16 protein-coding genes and 2 pseudogenes are annotated in these 18814 nt (G+C 62.4%); 13 read left to right on the forward strand and 5 right to left on the reverse strand.

Annotated features, from left to right (window positions below):
- The first annotated feature begins 49 nt into the window (after positions 1-49).
- The 7 genes from AB4N92_RS28560 to AB4N92_RS28590 all read left to right on the forward strand — a co-directional run bounded on the left by AB4N92_RS28560 (position 50) and on the right by AB4N92_RS28590 (position 7009).
- Positions 50-652 (forward strand): LuxR C-terminal-related transcriptional regulator, encoded by a 603-nt coding sequence (locus tag AB4N92_RS28560; protein ID WP_010209782.1) that lies wholly within the window; start codon positions 50-52, stop codon positions 650-652.
- 207 nt (positions 653-859) lie between these two features.
- Positions 860-1351 carry a GNAT family N-acetyltransferase gene (locus tag AB4N92_RS28565; RefSeq protein WP_187517027.1) on the forward strand — a complete coding sequence of 164 codons (492 nt, stop codon included), beginning with the start codon at positions 860-862 and terminating at the stop codon, positions 1349-1351.
- A 2-nt stretch (positions 1352-1353) separates the two neighbouring features.
- A complete protein-coding gene (locus tag AB4N92_RS28570; protein ID WP_137206069.1) occupies positions 1354-1779 on the forward strand; it encodes a GNAT family N-acetyltransferase in 426 nt (141 codons plus the stop codon).
- A 252-nt stretch (positions 1780-2031) separates the two neighbouring features.
- Positions 2032-2544 carry a sigma-70 family RNA polymerase sigma factor gene (locus tag AB4N92_RS28575; RefSeq protein WP_010209776.1) on the forward strand — a complete coding sequence of 171 codons (513 nt, stop codon included), beginning with the start codon at positions 2032-2034 and terminating at the stop codon, positions 2542-2544.
- The gene (locus AB4N92_RS28580) at positions 2541-3491 is read left to right on the forward strand and encodes a FecR domain-containing protein (protein ID WP_021492310.1); all 951 of its coding nucleotides are present in this window, start codon (positions 2541-2543) and stop codon (positions 3489-3491) included. Before AB4N92_RS28575 ends, AB4N92_RS28580 begins: the two co-directional genes overlap by 4 nt.
- 98 nt (positions 3492-3589) lie before the next feature.
- Positions 3590-6052, forward strand: coding sequence for a TonB-dependent siderophore receptor (locus AB4N92_RS28585; RefSeq protein WP_236267192.1), 2463 nt, complete (start codon positions 3590-3592; stop codon positions 6050-6052).
- Between the two features lie 63 nt (positions 6053-6115).
- Positions 6116-7009: an AraC family transcriptional regulator gene (locus tag AB4N92_RS28590; RefSeq protein ID WP_044287325.1), complete on the forward strand. Its 894-nt coding sequence runs from the start codon at positions 6116-6118 to the stop codon at positions 7007-7009.
- Here the strand turns inward: AB4N92_RS28590 and AB4N92_RS28595 are convergent.
- A complete protein-coding gene (locus tag AB4N92_RS28595) occupies positions 6951-7538 on the reverse strand; it encodes a LysE family translocator (protein ID WP_010209766.1) in 588 nt (195 codons plus the stop codon). The genes AB4N92_RS28590 and AB4N92_RS28595 overlap by 59 nt on opposite strands.
- A 202-nt stretch (positions 7539-7740) precedes the next feature.
- Between AB4N92_RS28595 and AB4N92_RS28600 the strand changes: the two are divergent.
- Together AB4N92_RS28600 and AB4N92_RS28605 are read left to right on the forward strand one after the other, a co-directional pair.
- A pseudogene (locus tag AB4N92_RS28600) lies at positions 7741-7881 on the forward strand (alpha/beta fold hydrolase); the annotation flags it as partial.
- A 54-nt stretch (positions 7882-7935) separates the two neighbouring features.
- Positions 7936-8514 carry a TetR/AcrR family transcriptional regulator gene (locus AB4N92_RS28605; protein ID WP_032900162.1) on the forward strand — a complete coding sequence of 193 codons (579 nt, stop codon included), beginning with the start codon at positions 7936-7938 and terminating at the stop codon, positions 8512-8514.
- A gap of 98 nt (positions 8515-8612) precedes the next feature.
- Here the strand turns inward: AB4N92_RS28605 and AB4N92_RS28610 are convergent, their stop codons facing one another.
- A complete protein-coding gene (locus AB4N92_RS28610; RefSeq protein WP_047543919.1) occupies positions 8613-9497 on the reverse strand; it encodes an NAD(P)/FAD-dependent oxidoreductase in 885 nt (294 codons plus the stop codon).
- Positions 9498-9641: 144 nt separating this feature from the next.
- Here AB4N92_RS28610 and AB4N92_RS28615 point away from each other — a divergent pair, with 144 nt between their 5' ends.
- Entirely contained in the window at positions 9642-10079 is a 438-nt protein-coding gene (locus tag AB4N92_RS28615; RefSeq protein WP_029529115.1) for an Rrf2 family transcriptional regulator, read from the forward strand.
- 4 nt (positions 10080-10083) lie between these two features.
- Here AB4N92_RS28615 and AB4N92_RS28620 read toward each other — a convergent pair whose 3' ends face one another.
- The 3 genes from AB4N92_RS28620 to AB4N92_RS28630 form a co-directional block, all read right to left on the reverse strand.
- Positions 10084-11529 carry a mechanosensitive ion channel family protein gene (locus tag AB4N92_RS28620; protein WP_021492314.1) on the reverse strand — a complete coding sequence of 482 codons (1446 nt, stop codon included), beginning with the start codon at positions 11527-11529 and terminating at the stop codon, positions 10084-10086.
- Positions 11530-11706: 177 nt separating this feature from the next.
- On the reverse strand, positions 11707-12573 hold the full coding sequence (locus AB4N92_RS28625) for a pirin family protein (protein ID WP_010209757.1): 867 nt from the start codon (positions 12571-12573) through the stop codon (positions 11707-11709).
- 76 nt (positions 12574-12649) lie between these two features.
- Positions 12650-13855: a multidrug effflux MFS transporter gene (locus AB4N92_RS28630; RefSeq protein ID WP_044287327.1), complete on the reverse strand. Its 1206-nt coding sequence runs from the start codon at positions 13853-13855 to the stop codon at positions 12650-12652.
- A 99-nt stretch (positions 13856-13954) separates the two neighbouring features.
- On the opposite strand from AB4N92_RS28630, the gene AB4N92_RS28635 reads away from it, so the two are divergent.
- From AB4N92_RS28635 to AB4N92_RS28645, 3 genes and pseudogenes are all read left to right on the forward strand, one after another.
- On the forward strand, positions 13955-15061 hold the full coding sequence (locus AB4N92_RS28635) for an efflux RND transporter periplasmic adaptor subunit (RefSeq protein WP_137206072.1): 1107 nt from the start codon (positions 13955-13957) through the stop codon (positions 15059-15061).
- Between the two features lie 2 nt (positions 15062-15063).
- Entirely contained in the window at positions 15064-18147 is a 3084-nt protein-coding gene (locus tag AB4N92_RS28640; protein ID WP_106120236.1) for an efflux RND transporter permease subunit, read from the forward strand.
- A gap of 134 nt (positions 18148-18281) precedes the next feature.
- Positions 18282-18814: pseudogene (locus AB4N92_RS28645) on the forward strand (type IV secretion protein Rhs); the annotation flags it as partial.

Genomic DNA, 18814 nt, shown 5'->3' on the forward strand with positions numbered 1-18814 from the left:
GTAAGGTAGCATGCAATTGCACACCCTTGCCCCAGGAAGGAGCACCCACATGAGCAGTCGCATCATCATCGCTGATGACCATCCGATGTTTCGTGAAGCCATGCTGCGCACGGTGCAGCGCTTGTTGCCGGACGCCGTGGTGCAGGAAGCCGGGGACCTTGACGGGGTGCTCGCACTGATCCATGAAGGCGGCGAGGTCGATACGCTGATCCTCGATCTGCGCTTTCCCGGCCTGACCTGCATGAGCCAACTGGTCGAACTGCGCCAGCAACTGCGGCGCACTACACTGATCGTGGTGTCGATGGTGGATGACCCGGCATTGATCGATCAGGTGATGGCCCTGGGCGCGGACGGCTTCATCGGCAAGAACATCGCCCCCGACGAGATCGGCCAGGCGCTGCTGGCTATCCGCGAAGGCGAAGTGCTGGTCAAGTTTGCCCCTTCCGGTTTGCTGCCACTGGACACCTACGCCCTCACCGCCCGTCAGCAGGACGTGCTGCGCCTGATCGCGCAGGGCAAGACCAACAAAGAAATCGCCAAGGCCCTGGAAATCTCGCCGTTTACGGTGCGCATCCATGTGTCGTCGTTGTTGCGCACGCTGGATGTGCCGTCGCGGGCGGCAGCAGCGGTGAAGTATTCCGGGGAGTTCTAGGGGGAGCGGGAAGCACGCCTCACCCTGCGCAGCGGTACTGGAGCGCGGCCGTATTGCCGAGCGCTGGCACACCGGATGGATTTGCGCCGAAACCGGCCAGCAGGGTATCGCCTTCAGCTTATCGAGTATTGGGAGAGAGCGTTTCAGTGCCAGGCACAGGATGTTTCTCTATGATGGGGCCTTTCGCTCAATGCCTCAGGAAATACCATGCCCGCCCTCACCTTCCGCACCGCCCTCCCCGCCGATGCCGCGCGTTGCTTTGACATCGAAATCAGCGCCTACGAAGGCGACGAAGCCGCGACGCTGGAGAAGATCGCCACGCGTATTGCGCAATACCCGCAAGGTTTCTTGATCCTGGAAGCCGAGGGCGAAGTGGTGGGTTTCATCAACTGTGGGTGCGCCCATGAGGTGGTGATGTCGGACGAGGCGTTCAAGGAGTTGGTAGGCCACTCCGCCGAGGCGCCAAACGTCGTGATCATGTCGGTGGTGGTCGACCCTGCGCATCAGGGCAAGGGTTATTCCAAGGCGTTGATGACTGAGTTCGTGCAGCGTATGCGCGGGATGGGCAAACAGACGATTCACTTGATGTGCAAAGAACAGCACGTGCCGTTGTACGAGCGCATGGGTTATGACTATGTGCGCCCTTCGCCATCGGATCACGGAGGAATGGCGTGGCATGAAATGGTCAGGGCGCTCTGACGATGGACATACCGTTGATTGAAATCAGCGACCAGCCCAACCCCGAAGCCGAGCGCCTCCTCGGCAGCGGCCTGGCGGCGTTCAACGAAAGCATCACGGGCTACAACGATCGCCAGCCGCTGACGGTGCTGATCAAAGACCCTGCCACCCAGCAGATCGTCGGCGGCATCACCGGTAAAACCACGCTAGGCATGGCCTTTCTCGACCTCTTCCACCTGCCCGAACACCTGCGGGGGTCGGGCCTGGGCAGCCAACTGTTGCAAGCCTTCGAAAACGAAGCCCGGCGGCGGGGTTGTCGCAATGCGGTGCTCTACACCCTGAGCTTCCAGGCGCCAGGGTTCTACGAGAAGCACGGGTGGCTGAAATTCGGTGAAGTGCCCTGCGCACCTGAAGGCAGCAGCCGAGTGTTTCTGTCTAAACCGCTGTGACTGCCGCTTGCAGCGGCAATAGCAGCGCGGATTGGTTTTTGGTAGGCGCGCTTGCTCGCGAATAACCAATAGGCCACCCCGGGCAGCCCGATAGCGCTGCGTCATCTCTCACGTTCTTCGCGAGCAAGCTCGCGCCTTCAAAGGGCATCGTTGGCTTGGCCGAGCGGTTTTAATCATTTGCACGCAGCCCGACGCTTTGCTTTAATCGCGACCAATTCTTATTTGCATGCTTTTTTGAGCTGGACGGGCAGTGTGTCGACTTCTTTTACCCACCTCTACGGCACCCATCACGGTTGGCTGCTCGGCCTGCTGCGCCGGCGCCTGAACGACCGCTGGGATGCCGCCGACCTGGCTCACGACACGTTTATCCGGATTCTCAGCCGCCCACCGGCCGAGACCGACCCCGTCCGCCAACGCTCCTACCTGGCCACCATCGCCCGTGGGCTGTGCATCGACCATTGGCGCCGGCGCCAGCTCGAGCGCACGTGGCTGCAAACCCTGGCCGAACGGCCGGAAGCGCTGCAACCGTCGCCGGAGCAACGGGCGATCATCGTCGAGACACTGGTTGAGGTGGACGCCATGCTCGCGCGACTGCCGAAGAAAGTCAGCGAAGCCTTCCTGCTCGCCCAGTTACACGGCCTGCCCTACAAGCAGATCGCCGAGCAGCTTGGCGTGGGCGAGCGCATGGTCAAGAAGTACATGGCCCAGGCCCTGCTGCATTGCGCAATCCTGGAAGCCGAACTCGACGGGATGCTCGTGCAATGAACGCCTCCGGCAAGCTCAGCCATGCCAGCCTTGAGCAGGCCGCGCAATGGTATGTGCGCCTGCAGGACCACGGCAGCGCCTTGGAGCAACTGCGCTGGCAGGCCTGGGTCGCGCAAAACCCTGAACACTTGGCGGCCTGGCAGTACGTGCAGCGGGTGAGCCAGCGTTTTGCCCCGCTGCAGGAACAAGCCCAGGGAGCCAGCCGCGCCTTGCGCAGTTCGCGGCGCCAGACGCTCAAGACCCTGCTGGTGCTGTGCGGCGGCTCGGCGCTGGCCTGGGGCAGTTGGCGCAACACCGCCCTGCCCCGACTGGTGGGCGGCTGGAGCGCAGACTATGCAACCACCAGCGGCGAAACCCGCGATACCCTGCTGGCCGATGGCAGCCATGTGTGGCTGAACGCGTTGAGTGCGCTGGATGTGCGTTTTGATGCGGCGCAACGCTTGCTGCTTCTGCGCTTTGGCGAGGTATTGATCGACACGGCCAAGGACGCCCGGCGGCCGTTTCTGGTCGATACCGAACACGGGCGCATGCAGGCGCTGGGCACCCGTTTCAGTGTGCTGCAAGGCGACGATCACACCCAGCTCAATGTCTTCGAAGGCCGCGTGCAGATCACCACCCAAGACCGGCATGTGCGCATCATCGAAGCGGGCCAGCAAGCCTCCTTTACCCGCGATGGCTTCAAGCCCACCGCGACTGCCTCGCAAGCGCGGGAGGCCTGGAGCCGTGGCGTGCTGCTGGCGGACAACTTGCCGCTTGGTCAGTTGATCACCGAGCTCAACCGTTATCGCCCCGGCCATCTGGGATGTGATCCGGCGGTGGCGCAGTTGCCGGTGATGGGCTCGTTCCCGCTCAAGGACAGCGATCATGCCCTGCACCTGTTGCAGGCGGCGCTGCCGATTCGGGTCGACCGGCCGTTGCCGTGGTGGGTATCGGTCGGGCCACTGTAAAAAATCTTCAACCGCCAGTTCCCTTTTTCAACACTCGTTCGGTTAACCCTGCAGACGCTTTCAATTCGCCGATCGATTTGATCCAAAGGGAAACATCCATGTCGCAACCTGCTCGCTTCGCGCTGTGCCCATTGGCGCTGGCCACTTCGTTGTTCTGCCTTGGCGCGCCGATGGTGCACGCCGCCGACTCGCCTTCAAGCCAGGAGGCCGCGCGTGCCTACCGCATCGCCGCCGGCTCCCTGGTCAGTGTGTTGAACAGCTTCGCCGAGCAGTCGGGCATTTTCATCGCCGGCCACAACAGCCTCGCCGCCGGCAAGACCAGCCCCGGCCTGAACGGCAACTACACCCCGGCGGCCGGCTTGCAGCGCCTGTTGCAGGGCAGCGGTCTGCAGGCCCTGCCCCAAGGCAACAACGGTTACGTGCTGGACCCGATTCCCGCCAACACCGGCGCGCTGGAGCTGGGTGCCACCACGGTTTCCGGCCAGGACCTGGGCGCCACCACCGAAGACACCCGTTCCTACACCACCGGCTCCATGGCTTCGGCCACCGGCCTGCCGCTGTCGATGCGTGAAACCCCGCAATCGGTGACGGTGATCACCCGCCAGCAGATGGACGACCAGGGCACCAACAGCATCGCCGACACCCTGCGCCGCGCCCCCGGCGTGAGCGTGCAGAACTACGACAGCGAGCGCTGGGAGTTCTCCAGCCGTGGCCTGCCGATCACCAATTTCCAGTACGACGGTGTCAACTCCACCTATGACGGCGTATATGACTACGGCACCACCAGCACCGACATGGCGGTGTACGACCACCTGGAAATCATCAAGGGGTCGGCCGGCCTACTGAGCGGCGCCGGCGACCCTTCGGCCACGGTCAACTTGATCCGCAAAAAGCCCACGGCTGCCTTCCAGGCCTCGGTAACCCAGACCTTCGGTTCCTGGGACAACTACCGCACCGAAGGCGACATCTCCGGCCCACTGACGGAGTCCGGCAACGTGCGCGGGCGTTTTGTCGGCGTGTACCAGGATCGCCAGTCGTACCTGGACCACTACCAGAACACCAAGGACATCGCCTACGGCATCCTTGAAGCCGACCTCACGCCCGACACCCTGTTGACCTTCGGCATCGATCAGCAAGACACCCGCTCCCGCGGTGCCAGTTGGACCGGTTTCCCGATGTACTTCAGCGACGGCTCGCGCACGAACTTCTCGCGCTCGTTCAACCCGGCCGCCGACTGGAGCCGTCGCGACTTCAACAACCAGACACTCTTCGCCTCGGTGCAGCAGAAGCTGGCGAATGACTGGTCGCTCAAAGTCAGCCTCGACCGCAAGCGCAGCCAGCACGACACCCTGCTCGCCTCCGCTAGCGGCGGCAACCCGGACCCGGTCAGCGGCGAGAACATGTACATGTTCATGGGCAAGTACAAGGGCGACCAGGTGCAAAACACCCTGGACGTGAACCTCAGCGGGCCGTTCAGCCTGCTCGGTCGTGAACACGAGTTGATCATGGGCTTCATGACCACCCACTCGAAACAAGATGTGCCGGTGTACGGTTCGGTCTACCCGCCCGTGGGCGGCAGCATCTTCGATTGGCACGGCGAATACGCTAAACCAGACATCCCGCGCAGCGGCCAGAACGATATCGTGCAGCGCCAGACCGGTGCCTACCTGGCCACACGCCTGAAACCCACCGATGACCTCTCGGTAATCCTTGGCACCCGCGTGAGCAATTTCAGCGGCACCGACAACACGGACTTTTACGACCCGACCAAAGCCGACAACCGCACCCGCTACCATCAGAGCGGCGTGGTCACGCCGTATGCCGGGATCGTCTACGACCTCAACGACACCTGGTCGGTGTACACCAGCTACACCCAGATCTACCGTCCGCAGAACAGCAAGGACGCCGACCGCAAGCTGCTTGACCCCATCGAAGGCGATACCTATGAGGCCGGGATCAAGGCCGCGTTTTACGAGGGCCGCCTGAACGCCAGCTTTGCGGCGTTCCGCATCGAGCAGGACAATGTCGCCGAGTACGTCTCGGGCTTCGAGACCGACTCGGTGTATCGCCCGATTGCCGGTGCGACCACCAAAGGCTTCGAGGCGGAACTGTCGGGCGAGGTGCTGGACGGTTGGAACGTCTCCGCGGGCTACACCTACCAGCACACCCGCGATGCCAACAACGGCTACGTGTACAGCTCGGTGCTGCAAACCACCACGCCACAGCAAGTGGTGCGTCTGTTCAGCACCTACCGCCTGCCCGGCGCGCTGGAGAATGTCACCGTGGGCGGCGGCGTGAATTGGCAGAGCGAGTTCTTCGGCAACGTGTTCCAGCCTAACCCGAATGACACGGTCAATTTCGGCCAGTACGCGCGCATCACCCAGGACAGCTACTACCTGGTCGACCTGATGGCGCGCTACCGCTTCAACGAGCACCTGAGCACCACGCTGAACGTGAAGAACCTGTTCGATAAAAAGTACTACACCGGCCTGGGCAACTTCGGCACCGGTTTCTACGGCGAACCGCGCAGCCTGCAACTGGCGACCAAATGGGACTTCTGAGCTGACGACGGTGGCGGTCTGTGCAATGATCCCTTCACTCGCTCAAGGGAGGGACCCGCCGCCATGTCGCCGAACAGCCTCGCTCACCTTTCACGCTCGCCGCGCTTCTGGCGCGACGAGCGCCTGCCCTTCGTCGAAGCACGCACCATTGCCGATGGGCGCAAGGTCACCTACAGCCGTCACGCGCACGAGCATTTCTCCATCGGCGTGGTCACCACGGGGCGCAGCTATTACCACTACGGCGCCGACACCTTTGAGATCAGCGCCGGCACGGTGGTGTTGATGAACCCCGGCGACGTACACGCCTGCAACCCTATCGCCAATGAGCCGTGGTCCTACCAAATGGTGTACATCGACACGCCCTGGCTGACGGACTTGCAGCACCAACTGGGCTTCAGCACGGAGCAGGGTTATCGGCCCTTCAACACGCCCTACACCCGGGACACGGTGCTTTACGAAGGCCTGTTGGAGTTGTACGGGATACTGGTGGATGAACAGGCCGAACACCTGCAAAAACAGAGCGCGCTGGTGAGTTACTTCACTGAAGTGCAACAGCGCCTCAACCCCTCCGACACGCCGGTGCGCGAGGTCAACCACAAGCTGGAACGCGCCGCCGACTACATCCGCGAACACTGCACCGACGCACTCAGATTGGAAGATATCTGCGTGGCGGCCGAGCTGTCGCCGTCCTACCTGATCCGTGCATTCAAGCAGTATTACGGGCTGACGCCCCACGCATTCTTGGTCAACCAGCGTATCCAGTTTGCCCGCGCGCAATTGCGCCAGGGTGAGCTGATCGCCGATGTCGCGCTGGCCGCGGGGTTTGCCGACCAAGCGCATTTCCAGCGCACGTTCAAACAGCATTTCGCCGCCACGCCGGGGCAGTACCGCGACCGGCTCAAGCCATCAATAAATAACCCACACTGGCCACCAGCAACGCAGCCATTGAGCGGTTGAACACGCGAACGCCCCGAGGGTTGCCGAGGTAGCGGCGCAGGAACGTCCCGGCGTAGGCCCAGCACGCCACGGACAGGTAGCAGATCACCAGGTAGAGCGCCGCAAACAGCCAGACCTGTGCGGCATCGCCATCCGCGACAAACAAGCCCATCCCCGCCACGCAGGCCAGCCAGGCCTTGGGGTTGAGCCATTGCATGATCGCCCCGTACAGCATCGACGGCGCGGTGGCGTTACCTTCGGCGTCGAGACGGCCATCGTCCGCCGCCAGTTTCCAGGCCATGTACAGCAGGAACGCCACCCCGCCCCACTGGATCAACTGGGTCAATATCGGCCAGCGTACCAGCACCTCATGCAAGCCCAGGCCAATCAACACCAACAGTAACGTGAAGCCCACAGCAGCACCAAACACATGCTTCTGGCTGGCGACAAAGCCGAAGCGCGCCCCCGAACTCAGCGCAACCACATTGACCGGGCCTGGCGTGATGGACGTGGCCAGGGCGAAGGCAGCCATGGAAATGATCAAGCTCATTGCAGTTCCTTTTTATTCGAACCCGTGATGGTGAGGCCACGGTAAACGGCGAGTCGACCGGGGTATTGAACAAAATCACCCTCGGCGAATGATCGTGTATGCGTGTGCAGGCTTATTCCATCGGCGGCCCTAAAGTCGGCGTAACTTCTGCCTGCCTGATGCTGTCTTTTTCTGCGGTTCAAGCCGCTGAACGCTGGGAAACTTCGCCGCCTTTATCGAACGCGCTGGCAAGGAGTACGCCAAGAGCTCGCCGGCGCCTAAAGAGTACGACGCGTGTGTCGAGCAGATCAGCCATATGTGGGCCAGCCCACCGAACTGGACCGACGCGCAATTGCAGAGCATCCTGTCGGCGCGCATCACCTGCGCACCCACCGATACCCGCCCTAACAGGACACCAATGCCCAACCCGATTCCACGACGGCGCGATGCCGCCGTCACCCGCGAAGCCATCCTGTTGTCCGCGCGCAAGGCCTTTGCCCAATCGGGCTATGACGGCGCCGGGGTGCGCGAGATCGCCGCTGGCGCGGGGCTCACCGAGATGCTGGTCAACCGCTACTTCGGGTCCAAGGAAGAGCTGTTTGCCGAAGTGATCGCCGAGACCCTGGCCAGCCGGATCATCCTGACGCCAGGCAACCTCAGCTCGGAAAACCTCGGCCGTACCATCGCCACCGCACTGGTCAGCCTCACCGAAGCCGGCAATAAGCCCTTGGAAGGTTTCCTGATCATGTTGCATGCGGCGTCCAGCAAACGCGCAGCCATCATCGGTCGCGAGCAAGTGGAAAAAGGTCATCAGGCAACCATGGCCGCTGCACTCAAGGGCGCCCACCACGAAGAGCGTGCCGCGTTGGTGATAGCCCTGGTGTCGGGTTTCCAGGTCATGCGCCAGATGCTGGAGTTGTCGGCGCTGGCCAAGGCCGATCCACAGCTGCTGATCGACCTGCTGACGCCGCTGTTCCAGCAGTTGGTGGATGGCTGAAGCGCTTCAAGCCCTGAGCGAAGGCCGCGAAGAAGTGCTGATCACCGATCATGCCCTGGCGGTAAAGGCCTCGCTGTCCACCGACAGCCCGGTGCACCTCAACCGTTGATCAAGGAAAAATGCGCGCCCACGCCGGCGCGCACGCCCTCCGCCACGGCCAGCGCGACCGAACCGGCGGCGAGGGACGCATCGCCGCAGGCGAACACGCCAGGCTGGGACGTCTGGCGCATGTCATTGGTGTGCAGGTAGGGACCGGTTGGGCCGTCCGCCAGCTCACAGCCCAGTTGCGCGGCCAAAGGGCTGATTCGGGTGCGGGACATCGTGAAGATCCCATCGAGGCTGAACAGCCGCCCATCGTCCAGCTCCAGGTCGGCGCGCTCGCCACAGATGCGCCGTACCGCGCCGCATTCCACGCTGACCCCGCGTCGATCCAAGTGTGCCTGTTGCTCGGCATCCGGGATGAATACGCCGTTGGTGAATAAGGTGGTGGTGCCCCAATCCGGCAGCATCAGTGCGTGGTGCATGGCCAAGGCTGAGGTGGCCAAGACGCCTATGTGGCCTTCGTCCAGCTCGTAGCCGTGGCAGTAAGGGCAGTGGAACACGTACTTGCCCCACCGTGATTCGAGGCCTTCGATGGCGGGCAACTCGTCCACTACCCCGGTGGCGAGGATCAGGCGCTTGGCGTGAAACGTGCCGTTGCATTCAGTGCCAATGGCGAAGCCTTGCGACTCTCCACTCGCCTGAATCACGCTGTCCTGGACCCAAGTGACCGTCGGATATGCCATCAATTGGCCGCGCCCCAGCGAAGCGATGGCCTCCGGGGCCTGACCGTCCTGGCCGAGAAAACCGTGGGAGGTCGCCGCAAAGCGGTTGCGCCGTTGCCCCGCATCGATCACCAACACTTGGCGCCGTGCCCTTGCCAATTGCAGGCCCGCTGACAGGCCGGCATAACTGCCGCCCACGATAATGACGTCGTACAGCATGAAGGTGACCCCCGGTCATGTGCATCCGGTTATCCGAACGCTTTCACGACACACCATAAGTTACATAAAAATACCGCGTCAATAGTCTCGCAACTTTTTAGGTTACGAACGATACTTTCGTCCGAATCAACCTGAGGCCTATCGATGAGAAACGACACCCGACTTTCGCGCATGCTCCACGTGCTGATCCATATGGGCCGACATGAGGAGCGCGCCACCTCGGAGACCATCGCGCAGATGCTCGGCACCAACCCGGTGGTGGTGCGGCGCACCCTCGGGCTGCTGAAGGAAAAGGGCTATGTACGCTCGGAAAAAGGTCACCAGGGTGGCTGGTGCCTGGGTAAACCCTTGAATGAAATCACCTTGCTGGACATTCATAGCGCCTTGGGCACGCCGTCGATATTCGCCATCGGCCTGTCCACCGACCACCCGGAGTGCCTGGTCGAACAAGCGGTGAACGCAGCGCTGACGGATGCCTTCGATCAGGCCCAGGCGCTGTTGCTGGCACGGCTGGGCGACGTGACGCTGGCGCAGTTGGCCGAGGATTTTGACCAGCGTTACCGCATTGCCATGGCGCCTTGATCAACTACAATCCGCGATTGCGCAACCATTGCAGGAACCCCTTCTTGACCGGCACCACCGGCGCTTCCTGGGTCAAGGCCTGCGCGGCGTGCAGGCGGAAATCCAGCAGGGTCTTCATGGCCTCGCTGATGTCATGACGCGCATCCAGGCAGGGTTTCAGGTATTCCTTCTCAATGCGATACAAGGTGCAGAACGTCTTGGCCGAGAAGTCCGCCAGCGCCGCCTGGTCCGACAGGATCCCTGCCTCGCCAATCACCTCGCCCGGCCCCATTCGTCCTGCTTCGACCTTGTGCCCACCCTTGGTCAGCATCACCGAGACCACGCCGGACTCGACAATAAACAAATGGTCACTGACCTCCCCCGCCGGCAGGATCATCTCGCCGGCGCGGTAGGCGTTCAGGGTCATGTTCTGGCTGAATGTGTCTTTCTCTTCCTGGCGCAGGGTGGAGAAAATCGACGAGCGTTCGAGCAATGCGCGCGCCGCGGACATGGCCGGCGGTGTGCTGCTTTCGGTGGCCGACAGCAATCCCACCCCGGCCGCTTGCAGGTGCCTGAAGGCCAGGTCGTAAAGCTGGTTGCGCACCTCACGCTTGAGGCTCATGGCGGGTACAAATCCGCTGATTTCATACTCGACGCCGCCACTGGCCGAGGCCTTGAACGCCACGCTCGGCGCCGGATTGCCCAGCAGCGGCCGACACCCTTGCATCGCCCGCTCCAGCGCCTCGATCACGGTTTGCGGGCGCGCATGGGGGCTGACCTGCAGGCTGACCGACAGGCCGAACATGTCCGCCGGGCGCGAGAAGTTGATGATCTTGGCCTTGGCCGCCAGGGAATTGGGGATTACCGCCAGACTGCCCTGAGAGGTTTGCAGGCGCGTGGCGCGCCAGTCGATGTCAGTCACTCGGCCTTCGGTGCCATCGATGGAGATCCAGTCATCGATCTGATACGGCTTGGTGGTATTGAGGACAATCCCGGAAAACACGTCGCTCAACGTGCTCTGCAATGCCAGACCGACAATGATCGCCACCGCACCGGAAGTGGCGAGCACACCTTTGACCGGCAAATCGAGCACGTACGCCATGGCGGCGATGATCGCGATCAGGAAGATCACAGCCCCCACCAGGTCTTGCAACAGGCGCCCGGTGTGGCCGACCCGCTGCATCATCACCGCACCCAGCAACACCGTCAGCGTGCGCGCCGCAAACAGCCACCAACCGATCTGCAAGGCAGTGGCCGAGAGGTGCAAGGCGGTGTTGTCCGCATAAGGCGCCACTTGCATGGGGTTCATGCCGTCATTGAACAGCACGGCGCTGTACACGGCAAAAATCGCCAACCGCGCCGCCAGCTTCCAGTTGGCGAGGTTGACGGAAATAAGACGCCACACGGCGATGTCGATAAAGATCAGCGCCAGGGCGCACAGCATCGGGTGATCAGCGATAAATGAGGGCATCCAGGCGACTCCAGGGCGAATGCGCAGAAGATCGCATGAAATGGAGTTATCGGGTATAGCACAAACGAAATGTGGGAGCGGGCTTGCTCGCGAATACGGTCGGCCAGTCAATGTTTCTGTGACTGATGCACCGCATTCGCGAGCAAGCCCGCTCCCACACTGGATTACACGGGGCCGTTATATTTGCATTTGCCCAAACTTGCCCGATTGAAAATCAGCAAACGCTTGATGAATCTCCTGCTCGGTATTCATCACAAACGGTCCATGCCCGACGATGGGTTCGTCGATGGGCTCCCCGCTGAGCAGCAACACCTTGGCGTCGTCATTGGACTCCAGTGTGAGTTGACTGCCATCGCGCTCGAACAACGCCAATTGCCCTTGGCGCGCGACTTCCTCGCCATTGACCAGCACTGTTCCGCGCAGGATGACCAACGCGGTGTTGCGCCCTGCGTGCAGGTCCAGAGTGACTGGCTTGCCGGCGTTGAGGCGCAGGTCCCACACGTCGATAGGCGTAAACGTACGGGCGGGGCCCTGGGTGCCAGCAAACTCACCGGCAATCAGGCGCAGTTGCCCGGCGTCGTTGGCCAACGGCAGTACCGGAATATCGCCGTCGACAAGGGTCTGGTAACCGGCGTCGGCCATTTTGTCCTTGGCCGGCAGGTTGACCCACAGTTGCACCATCTCCAGCTTCCCGCCGCTGCGGGCGAAGGCGGCGGAGTGGAATTCCTCGTGGAGGATACCTTTGGCGGCGGTCATCCATTGCACGTCGCCAGGGCCGATCTTGCCGCCAGCACCGGTGGAATCGCGGTGTTCGACTTCGCCATCGTAGACGATAGTCACGGTTTCAAAGCCGCGATGAGGATGCTGGCCGACGCCGCGTCGTTGCTCGGTCGGAGTAAAGTCGGCCGGGCCGGCGTGGTCCAGCAGCAGGAATGGGCTGATGTGCTTGCCCATGGTGTCGTAGGAAAATAGTGTGCGCACCGGGAAGCCGTCGCCCACCCAGTGGGCGCGGGGACTGGTGTAGATGCCGATGAGTTTTTTCATGGTGATCCTCCAAAGTGAGTCCACCATAAGACGTCGGGCCGTTGAGCACTAGCCGGCAGATACGGCCGTAACTGTCCTATGTATAGGACAATCCGTTGGCCTGACGCTGACGCAACAGGTGAAACGCCACACAGGCCGTCGCCGCAAAGCACGCCTGGATGACGATCATCGGCGTGGCGCTGCCATCGCGTAGCAGGCTCAACAGCACGCCGCTGCAGGTGGCGCCGAACATTTGCGCAAACCCCATCAGCCCGGCTGCCAGGCCCGCGCGGTGGGCGTTGGGCATTACCCCGCCCGTCACCGAACCTGGCAAGACCAGGCCGCCGCCGAGGGTCACCAGCGCAATCGGAATATCCAGACCCAGCACCGACAGGCCGAACAGCGCATAAATGACCACGGCCGAGACCCCGCCAGCGGCCACCATCGCCACGCCCATTGTCACAATCCGCTGGGGGCCCAGGCGCATGATGTTGCGCCGGGTGTAGGTGGAACCAACGATCAGCATCGACACAATCAGGCCGAAATTGATGCCGTACTCAAGGCTGCTGAAGCCCAGCAAGTTGATAAACACCGCCGACGAGCCGGCGATCACCGCAAACATGGCGCCATAGGTGCACGCCAGCGCCACGGCGAACGCACGGTACTGGCGCCCCCTGAGCAGATCCAGGTATTGCCCGCCCAGGGAGCGCCAGTGGCCGGCCTTGGGGTCCAGGAAGTGATTGCTCTCGCGAAAGAACAGCAGGACCACTAACAGCACCACGCTACCAATCGCCAGTGCCAGCATGATCGGCGCACGCCAGCCGAGCCATTTGATCAGCAGGCCACCGACCATCGGCGCCACCACGATGGCGTAGAGCATGCCGATCATGGTCAATGCCAGGGCCGGCCCTGCTTCTGCCTTCCATACATCGCGCACCACCGTGCGCGCCAGTACCAACGCGGCGCACGCGCCCAGGCCTTGCAGCACGCGGGCGGCGATGAAGTGCTCGATGTCATCGACCAACAGCATCGATAAGGTCGCCAGCCCATACAGCACCAGACCGCCGATCAGTACCGGCCGACGGCCGAGGCGGTCCGACAGCGGGCCAAACAGCAATTGCCCGAGGCCGAAAGCGGCGACAAACGCCGACAGCGCCATCAATGACGAGCCCGCTGGAGCGGCCAGTGCCTGCTCGATGGCGCCAAGGCCGGGAATGATCAATTGGGTCGACACCTCACCCAGCGCCGTCAGGGCCACCAATAAAAACAACAAGCTTCGCGATGGCGCCGGGGCGTTTGTCATGAGGAGCATCCGGGGGCTGGATTAATTTATATTTCGACCATAATATGCGTAAAAAATTATGTCCATAATTTTTTGCCCACGGTTACCCCGGAGCCCGCCATGCACCCTCTTCCCTTGCGTCTTCTCACGCCCCTGGCCCTGTTGATCATCCTCAATGGCTGCAACAGCAAGGCCGACACCGCCGCTGAAACCCCACTGCCGCGCCCGGTCCTCGCGGCCAAAGTCGAAGCCGCCGGCACCCAGCAAAGCGCCTATACCGGCGTGGTTGCGGCACGCACCGAAAGCGACCTGGGCTTCCGGGTCAGCGGCAAGGTCATCGAGCGTAAGGTCGACCCCGGCCAGCACGTGTCCCGTGGCGACACGCTGCTGGTACTGGACATCGGCGATTTCGAACTGGCCCTGCGCTCGGCCAAGAACCGCGTGCATGCCGCCCAGGCACAACTGCGCCAGCGCCGTGACGACGAAAACCGCTACCAGCGCCTGGCCAGCACCGGCGCCGTGTCGCGGCAGATCTTCGACCAGTCGGCGACCCTCCTGCGCGTGGCCGAAGCCGAGCTGGCTTCGGCACAATCCGACGCCAGCCAGATTGAAAACCGCCGTACCTACTCCGTGCTCAAGGCTGATGGCGACGGCATCATTACCGACGTGCGAGTGGACCGTGGCCAGGTGGTCGCCGAGGGGCAGATCGTCGCACGCCTGGCCCATGACGGCGCGCGCGAAGCCATCGTCAACCTGCCGGAAAACCAGCGCGACCAGGCCGCGCAGAAAGCCCTGGCCTTCCCCTTTGGGGCCCCGGACCAGGCGGTGACCGCCACCCTGCGCGAACTGTCCGCCAGCGCCGACCCGACCACCCGCACCTACCGCGCCCGCTACGTCCTGCACGGCGCAGTCGACCGCTTTGCCCTCGGATCCACCATCACCGTACGCCTGCAAGGCAATGGCCAGGCGCAGCAAACCCGGGTGCCCATCGGCGCCCTGCTGGATTCAGGCCAAGGCACTGGCGTCTGGCTGATCGGCGCAGATGACAAGGTCAGTTTCGCGCCAGTGAAAGTCGCCAGTCTTGGCCAGGAAGACGCCCTGCTCGACAGCGGCGTAAGCCCCGGCCAAGTCATCGTTGCCCTCGGCGCACACCTGTTGCACAGCGGTGATGCCGTGCGCCTGCTGCCCGCCCAGGTGCTGGCCCTCAACCGCAAACAGGACAACTGAGCATGCGCGGTATCAACCTTTCCGAACTGGCGGTCAAGCATCGTGCGGTCACGTTGTTCCTGATCATTGCGATCCTCGCCGCCGGGATCTTTTCGTTCGGCAAACTGGGGCGCGCCGAAGACCCGTCCTTCACCGTCAAGGTAATGACCATCACCGCTGCCTGGCCTGGCGCCACCGCCCAGGAAATGCAGGAACAGGTGGCCGATCGCCTGGAAAAGCGCCTGCAAGAGCTGGACTACTACGACCGCGTCGAGACCATCGCCCAACCGGGTTTCGTATCGATGCGCATGACCTACAAGGAGTCCACACGCCCCAGCGAAATCCAGGACCTGTTCTACCAGACCCGCAAAAAGCTCAGCGACGAAGCCGCGAAGCTGCCCCAGGGCGTGATCGGGCCTTTCTTCAACGATGAATATTCCGATGTGTATTTCGCGCTGTACGCTTTGGAGGCCGAACATCTGCCCCATCGGCAACAGGTGCAGATGGCCGAAGAACTGCGCCAGGGTCTCCTCAACCTGCCGGGCGTGAAGAAGGTCAACATCCTCGGCGAACAGGCACAGCGCGTGTTTGTCGAGTTCTCCTATGAACGCCTGGCGACCCTGGGCATCAAGCCGGACCAGATCTTTGCCGCCCTCGCCACACAGAATGCCGTGGCGCCATCGGGCTTCGTCGAGACCGCCGGGGCTCGCGCCTATCTCCGCATCGACGGCGCGTTCGACAGCCTGTCACTGATTGAAAACGTACCGCTGGAAGTCAACGGCCGCGTGCTGCGCATCGCCGATGTGGCAACCGTCAGCCGTGGCTATGAAGACCCGCCCAGTTACCGCATCCGCCACCAGGGCGACCCGGCGTTGATGCTGGGTGTGATCATGGAGAAACACTGGAACGGCCTGGAACTGGACAAGAGCCTCAAGGCCCAGGAAGCGAAGATTCAGGCCGACCTGCCCCTGGGCGTGAACTTCGCCAAGGTCTCCGACCAGGCAAAAAATATCCGCCTGGCGGTGAACGAATTCATGCTGAAATTTTTCGTCGCCCTGGCCGTGGTCATGGTGATCAGCCTGTTGGCCCTGGGCTTCCGCGTCGGGTTGGTGGTGGCGGCGGCTGTGCCGCTGACCTTGTCAGTGGTGTTTGTGATCATGCTGCTGACCGGGCGCGAATTCGACCGCATTACCCTCGGCGCGCTGATCATCTCCCTAGGCTTGCTGGTGGATGACGCCATCATCGCCATCGAGATGATGGTGGTGAAGCTTGAGGAAGGCTTCGACCGGATCCACGCCGCCACCTTTGCCTGGAGCTCCACAGCGGCGCCGATGCTGACCGGTACGCTGGTGACCATCATTGGTTTCCTGCCGGTGGGGTTTGCGCGTTCCGGGGCCGGGGAATATGCCGGCAATATTTTCTGGATCGTCGGCTTTGCGCTGATTTCGTCGTGGTTGGTGGCTGTGGTCTTCACGCCGTACCTGGGCGTAAAGCTGTTGCCGCAGATCAAACCGGTGCCCGGCGGCCATGATGCGATTTACGCCGGGCGTTACTACCAGAAACTGCGCAGCCTGGTGCAAGCCTGCGTGCGGCGCCGCTGGCTGGTGACGGGGCTGGTCGTCGGCGCGTTTGTGCTGTGCGTGGCGGGCATGGGCGTGGTGAAGAAGCAGTTCTTCCCCAACTCCGACCGTTCCGAGCTGATTCTGGAGGTGTACATGCCGCCCGGCAGCGCCTTCAAAAGCACCGAAGCGGTAGCCGCGCGGCTGGAAAAAGCCCTGCTGCAAGAGCCGCAAACCACCCTGGTCGACACCTATGTGGGGGGCGGTGCACCACGCTTTTTCCTGTCGTTGAACCCGGAACTGCCGGACCCGGCGTTTGCCAAGCTGATCGTGCAAACCCCCGACTCTCATGCTCGCGACGCGTTGAAACTGCGCATGCGGGAACGGATTGCCGCGGGTGAGTTTGCCTCGGCGCGGGTGCGCGTAACCCAACTGCTGTTTGGCCCGCCCGTGCCGTTCCCGGTGGTGTTCCGGGTCTCTGGACCCAATCTGGATGTGCTGCGTGGCGTGTCCGAAGACGTGCGCAAAGTCGTCGCCGCCAACACACTGACCAAGGACGCCTTCCTCGATTGGGGCGAGCGCACCAGCGGTTATCGGCTGGTGCTGGACCAAGACCGTCTGCGCCTGCTGGGCTTCACCCCCAACGAGGTGAAATCCCAGCTCAATGCCCTGCTCAGCGGCAACCCGATCACTGAAGTGCGCGAAGGCAACCGCACCGTCTCCGTGGTCGCCCGCGCCCAGGGCGGCCAGCGCGAGGACCTTGGCAACCTCAACAACATGACCCTCACCAACAGCGCCGGCACCTCTGTGCCGCTGGCCCAGGTCGGACATTTCCAGGCGGTGATGGAAGAACCGATCCTCAAGCGCCGCAATCGCGCGACCACCGTGGAAGTGCGCGCCGATATCATCGACGGCGTGCAACCGCCCGACGTGGAAATGGCCGTGTACAAAGACCTGCAGCCGCTGATCGCCAAACTGCCCGCCGGCTACCAGATCGATATTGGCGGCCCGGTTGAGGAAAGCGCCAAGGCTAACGTTGCCCTGGCCGCGCTGTTCCCGATCATGATCCTGCTGACCCTCACGGTGATCATGTTCCAGGTGCGTTCGTTCGGGGTGATGTTCATGGTCTTCGCCACTGCGCCGCTGGGCTTGATCGGTGCAGTGCCGACGTTGCTGCTGTTCAACCAGCCATTCGGCTTCAACGCGATCCTGGGCCTGATCGGGATTGGTGGGATCCTGATGCGCAACACACTGATCTTTACCGACCAGATCCGCCAGAACCAGGACCACGGCATGCCGATTCACGCGGCAATCATCGAGGCCACCGTACGGCGTGCGCGGCCGGTGATCCTGACCGCGTTGGCGGCGGCGCTGGCGTTTATTCCGCTGACGTTGTCGGTGTTCTGGTCGTCCCTGGCCTACGTACTGATCGGCGGCGTGCTGGTGGGCACGGTGTTGACGCTGTTGTTCCTGCCGGCGTTGTGCAGCCTGGTGCTGGGGCGTGAGAAGACGAGAGTTGTCGAAACTTCCCACATAACTGCCGGATAAGCTCTACTCCCCTCCTCCGGGAACCTCTGCAAAGTCCCTCGCCTGACTACACAGTGCGAGGGATTGCAGATGGATTTTCTTGTTGTTGGAGCGGTTTCTTGAACCCGGCCATTGGCAGGCTGGCCCTGACCCCAATGGATGTGAAGACGGTCGATATCGAGGGCGTCTTTCGCGACTTCCGGGATTGCCTGAACACTTTTGATGACTGGGCGGAAAGCTTCTGGAGCTTTTCCACGCTGGATATTGAACAGGTCTTCAAGGTCGGGGATGAGGTGGCGCTGGTCGCGCCGATCAACCGCTCCCTTTTTCCGAGCAGCACCGTCGCTACTTGCCAGGCCACCGGCACGTTGACCTTGGTGCACATGTTTCAAAGCACGCGAGCTGTACCCATCGGCAACACGCCAGTGGTGCTTCAGCGCGTCGACCCCAACGGCGGCCCACTGGGCGAGCCGATCCACAAAACCATCGGCCCGAGCGGCATTCTCGAAGTCGACGAGTGTGAGCGCGACCAGCAGTACCGCGTCAGCTTCTATCCCAATGTCTCAAGAGACCACGTCAAGGCACTGTATGCGTCTTATCAAACGGTGATTGACGCGCTGGAAGTTCGCCTGCGCGAAGCGTGGGAAAGTACCTACGAAGCGCAGTGGAAGGATTACACAGACGCTCA

It is taken from the genome of Pseudomonas sp. S3_A09 (assembly GCF_054668065.1).